This is a genomic window from Phenylobacterium sp., from assembly GCF_024508875.1.
GTDB lineage: Bacteria > Pseudomonadota > Alphaproteobacteria > Caulobacterales > Caulobacteraceae > Phenylobacterium.
Map to the genome: position 1 here is coordinate 1 of NZ_JANINU010000184.1, position 4,727 is coordinate 4,727.

The 4,727-nt window shown below is 69.8% G+C and carries 4 protein-coding genes and 2 pseudogenes; all 6 read right to left on the bottom strand.

Annotated features, from left to right (window positions below; all coding sequences use genetic code 11):
- Positions 1–310 (bottom strand): annotated as a pseudogene (locus tag Q0L11_RS14335) (penicillin-binding protein 2); the annotation flags it as partial.
- Position 311: 1 nt separating this feature from the next.
- Complete coding sequence (locus Q0L11_RS14340) at positions 312–827, bottom strand: hypothetical protein (RefSeq protein WP_296598121.1); 516 nt, start codon at positions 825–827, stop codon at positions 312–314.
- Positions 828–1,024: 197 nt separating this feature from the next.
- Positions 1,025–2,074 (bottom strand): annotated as a pseudogene (gene mreC, locus Q0L11_RS14345) (rod shape-determining protein MreC); the annotation flags it as partial.
- 100 nt (positions 2,075–2,174) lie between these two features.
- On the bottom strand, positions 2,175–3,218 hold the full coding sequence (locus tag Q0L11_RS14350) for a rod shape-determining protein (RefSeq protein WP_012522835.1): 1,044 nt from the start codon (positions 3,216–3,218) through the stop codon (positions 2,175–2,177).
- 249 nt (positions 3,219–3,467) lie between these two features.
- Positions 3,468–4,151 carry a molybdate ABC transporter permease subunit gene (gene modB, locus Q0L11_RS14355; RefSeq protein WP_296598124.1) on the bottom strand — a complete coding sequence of 228 codons (684 nt, stop codon included), beginning with the start codon at positions 4,149–4,151 and terminating at the stop codon, positions 3,468–3,470.
- A partial coding sequence (gene modA, locus Q0L11_RS14360; RefSeq protein WP_296598125.1) for a molybdate ABC transporter substrate-binding protein occupies positions 4,148–4,727 on the bottom strand: 580 nt, incomplete at its 5' end. The genes modB and modA, both read right to left, overlap by 4 nt.

The window sequence follows — 4,727 nt, forward strand, 5'->3', positions numbered from 1 at the left end:
TGAGCGTTGTCTCGGTGTCCAGGCCCTTGTCGCGGTGGACCATCAGCCGGAAGTTGGGCCGGTTCGCCGCCAGCACGGCGCCGTTGCGGTCGACGATCACGCCCCGCGGGGCCGGCGCCAGCTTGAAGTTGAACTGGTTCGACGTCGCCAGCTTCTCGTACCGCTGGGTCTCGAAGAGCTGCAGATAGGCCAGCCGCGCGCCCAGCGCCGACAGGCCCAGCCCCGCGAAGGCGCCCAGCAGGATCGCCCGGCGGTGGAACAGCCCCTGCCGCTCGTTGACCTCAGCGAAGAAGATGGCCGGCTGGGTCATCTCAGCGGAACCTCACGTCGGCGTCTTCGAACCGCTCGATGAGCCGGTCGGCGAACGGATAGAGGATGATGGTGGCCAGGAACTGCCAGCCCACCGAGATCCAGTTCGGCGCGTTCTGGGTGTCCAGCATCGTGAAGAGATACCCCGCGCCCAGCGCCAGGGCGGTCGCCGCCCCGTACCACAGCCACATGATCACCCGGCTCTGGCCCGCGAGCCAGCTACGCCCGCCCAGCACCAGCCCATACGGCAGCAGCAGGCAGACGGCCCAGAAGCCCGTCGGCGTACCCCACAGGAAGTCCAGGAACACGCCCAGCGTCAGCACCGCCAGCGGCCCCAGCATCGAGGGGCGGATCACCGCCCAGGCGAAGGCCACGGGCAGCGCGAACACGGGCTCGGGCAGGCCCAGGCCCCAGAAGCGCATCGGCAGCGCGAACAGCAGGCTGAGCGCCATCACCTGCAGCATCGGCACGCCCAGCCAGCGCCAGGGCGCGAGCGGACGGGCCCCGCCGCTGCTCACGGCGCGCCTCCGGCCGGCTGCGCGGCCTTCGGAGCCGGGGCCTTCGGCTGCGGCGTCGCCGTCTTCGGAGCCGGAGTGGCCGCGGCCTTGGCCGGCGGCGTCGAACTCGTCTTGGCCGTAGGCGTGGCCGTGGCCGCCTTAGGCGCCGGCGTCGCGGGAGCCTTGGCGGCGGGTGTGGCCGAAACGCCCGTCTTGGCCGTTGGCGCGGCGGCCTTGGCCGGCGGCTGGGCGGCGGGAGTGGTCTTCGGGGCCGGGGTGTTCGCCGAGGCCGCCGCGGGGGAGGCTGCGGGCGGGGCCGCTCCGGCGGCCGGCGGCTTGGGTGCGACTTCGGGCGGCGGCAGCGTGCTCGCGCCCGGCGTCGGCGGCGGCGCGATGGTGTGCACCAGCTTCTTGGTGTCGGCGACCTGGGTGAAGTCCTCGAACAGCAGGATGCGCACGAAGTCGATCGGCGCCTTGTCGGCCGCCAGCACCACGCGCCAGCGTCCATCCAGGCCCTTCACCGCCACGCCCACCGGCAGACCGCGCGGGAAGACGCCGCCGTCGCCGGAGGTGAGGATACGGTCGCCGTTCTTCACCGGATCCTGGCCGCGCAGGTACTCCAGCTTGGGGTTCGGCCCGCCGTCGCCGGTCAGGATGGCGCGGGCGTTGGTCCGGTCGATCATCACCGGCGTGCGCGAGGCCGCGTCGGTGAGCAGCAGCACCCGGCTCACACCGTCGGTCACGCCGACGATCCGGCCGACGAGGCCGTTTTCGCTCATCACCGGGTTGCCCGGCTTGATCCCCTTCTCGGTCCCGGCGTTGGCCAGGCGCGAGTTGGCGAACGGGCCGCGGCTGTCGGTGACGATCCGCGCTGTCGCCATCGGGATCGGCGGGTCGGTCTTCAGGCCCAGGATCGTGCGATAGCGCTCATTGGTGTCGCGCAGGGCGATGGCCACGTCGCGCCACTGCCGCATGTTCTCGAGCTCGGCCTTCAGGCGGCGGTTCTCGGAGACCGCGAAGAAATAGCCGCGGACGCCCTCGACCCCCTCGCCGGTCAGCCGGCCCGGCGTCGAGGCGACCTCGCCGATCGGCGCCATCACCTTGTCCGACAGGGTGCGGGGGTTGCCATAGGCGTCGGTGTCGAACGACTCCCGTCGATCGCTCAGCAGGATCGCCACCGCGGCGATCAGCACGACGATGAAGACGATCCCAGCCGTCCAGGTCAGCGGGACCTTCAGTTCACCGAGTGGGTTGTCCCTCAAGGACATCCAGGTTTGCCCCCGGAACGCGATCTCGTGTGCGTTCCAATTCTACCAAAACTGGGGCCGTTCCGAGGAACGGCCCGGGCGCCCCCCAGCAGCCCAGCCCTTAAGCCAGCGTCGATTCCAGCACGCCCTTCATCCACTTGGGATGTTCGAGCACCTTGCCGCAGCCCAGGGCCACGCACGACAGCGGGTCGTCGGCGACGGTGACCGGTAGGCCGGTGTGGTCGCGGATCTCGGCGTCCAGGCCGCGCAGCAGCGCGCCGCCGCCGGTCAGCATGATGCCCTTGTCGGCGATGTCGGAGGCCAGTTCCGGCGGGGTGGCTTCCAGCGCCATCTTCACCGCGTCGACGATCTGGCCGACCGGCTCCGACAACGCGTCCGAGGCCTGCTTCTCGGAAATCCGCACTTCCCGCGGCACGCCCTGCATCAGGTCGCGGCCCTTCACCTCGATCGACAGGCCCTCGCCGTCGGCCGGCGCGCGGGCGGTGCCGATCTCCTTCTTGATCCGCTCGGCCGTGGTCTCGCCGATCAGGAGGTTATGGTTGCGACGCATGTAGCTGATGATCGCCTCGTCCATCTTGTCGCCGCCGACGCGGACTGAGCGCGAATAGACGATGCCCGACAGCGAGAGCACGGCCACCTCGGTGGTGCCGCCGCCGATGTCCACGACCATCGAGCCGGTGGGCTCGTGGATCGGCAGGCCAGCCCCTATGGCGGCGGCCATCGGCTCGTCGATCAGGCCCACGCGGCGACCGCCGGCGTTCAGGCACGAATCGTTGATCGCGCGGCGTTCCACCGCCGTGGCGCCCGACGGCACGCACACGATCACCTTGGGGTTCACGAAGCCCTTGCGGTTGTGAACCTTGCGGATGAAGTACTTGATCATCTCCTCGGCGACTTCGAAGTCGGCGATCACCCCGTCGCGCATGGGGCGGATGGCTTCCATGTGGCCGGGCGTGCGGCCCAGCATCTGCTTGGCCTCAATGCCGACAGCGTGGACCACCTTGCGGCCGCCCACGTTGCGGAGGGCCACCACCGAGGGCTCGTTCAGCACGATGCCCTTGCCTTTCATGTAGATCAGCGTGTTGGCCGTGCCGAGGTCGATGGCGATGTCGTTCGAGATGGCGCCGAAGAGCGAAGAGATCATGCAGGGGCCCTGAGGGGATAGGGGCTAAAGTGGCGTTCCGACAGAGGGTCCCAAAGGCGGACCGGCTGACACATGAGGATGCGTCGAGTCGCTACGCTTTGTCTGGCGGGCTTTACGTCCCTCTGCCCTCTGAAATCTCTCATTTCAAGGCTTAAAGAGCAGTGTGCGCTTTCGCGCCGCGCGCGAAATACGACTCGACGATTCGCCTAGGAATCGCCCGATTTGCGACGCAGGCGGCGAAATCGAGGTCTACCGCTCGTTGAGCAGGGGCGCCGATACCCGCCGCTCCAGGCGCAGCAAGGTCAGCACGACCGCAAAGCCGAACGCGGCCAGGATCGCCGCCATGGTGTGCGCCCGCCCCCATTCCAGCGCCTCGACCGCCTTGTAGATCTCGATCGAGAGCACGTTCGTCGTCCCGGGAATGCCGCCGCCGATCATCAGGACGACGCCGAACTCGCCGATCGTATGGGCGAAGCTGAGTATGGCGGCGACCACATAGCCGGGGATCGCGAGGGGCAGCGCGACGCGGAAGAAGGTCTGCCAGCCCGACGCCCCCAGCACCGCCGCGGCGTCGAGGTTGTCCTCGCCCACGTCGCGGAAGGCGTTGCGCAGCGGCTGGACCGCGAACGGCAGCGAATAGATGACCGACCCGATCACCAGCCCTTCGAACGTGAAGGCCAGCGTGCGGACGCCGATGGCCTGCAGGGGCGCCATAAGCACGCTGTGCGGGCCGAGCGCGATCAGCAGGTAGAACCCCAGCACCGTGGGCGGCAGCACGATGGGCAGCGAGACCAGCGCCCCCACCAGCTCCGCCCCCCAGCCGCGCGCCCGCGCCAGCCACCACGCCAGGGGCGTGGCCAGCGCCAGCAGGATCAGGGTCGTGACTCCCGCCAGCTTCAGCGTCAGCGCGACGATGTCGAGAAGGCCCGTCAAGGAACCTCGTAGCCGTACTTGCGGATGATCGCGCGGGCCTCGGGCCCCTTGAGGAAGGTCATGAAGGCCCGGGCCGCCGCGCTGCCCGCGCCGGTCTTGAGCAGGACCGCCTGTTGGTCGATGGGCGTGTGGTCGGCGGCCGGCACGACCCAGCGCGAGCCGCCCTTGACCGCGGCCACCTGCGACAGCGCCACGAAACCCAGTTCGGCCGCGCCGGTGTCGACGAACTGGTACGCCTGGGTGATCGACGCACCCTGCACCAACCGGGGCCGCAGCGCCTCGTAGACGCCGAGCTTTCGCATCGTCTCGACGGCGGCGACGCCGTAGGGCGCGGTCTTCGGGTCGGCGATGGCGATCTTGGCGAACCTCCCGCCCTTCAGCACCGCGCCGCGCCCGTCGACCAGTCCCGGCGTCTTCGAATAGAGCACCAGGCGGCCCACGGCGTAGGTGAAGCGGCTGCCCGCCACGCCCAGCCCCTCGGCTTCGGCCTTCTCGGGCCGCTCGCGGTCGGCCGACAGCAGCACCTCGAACGGCGCCCCGTTGGCGATCTGGGCGTAGAACTGCCCCGACGAGCCG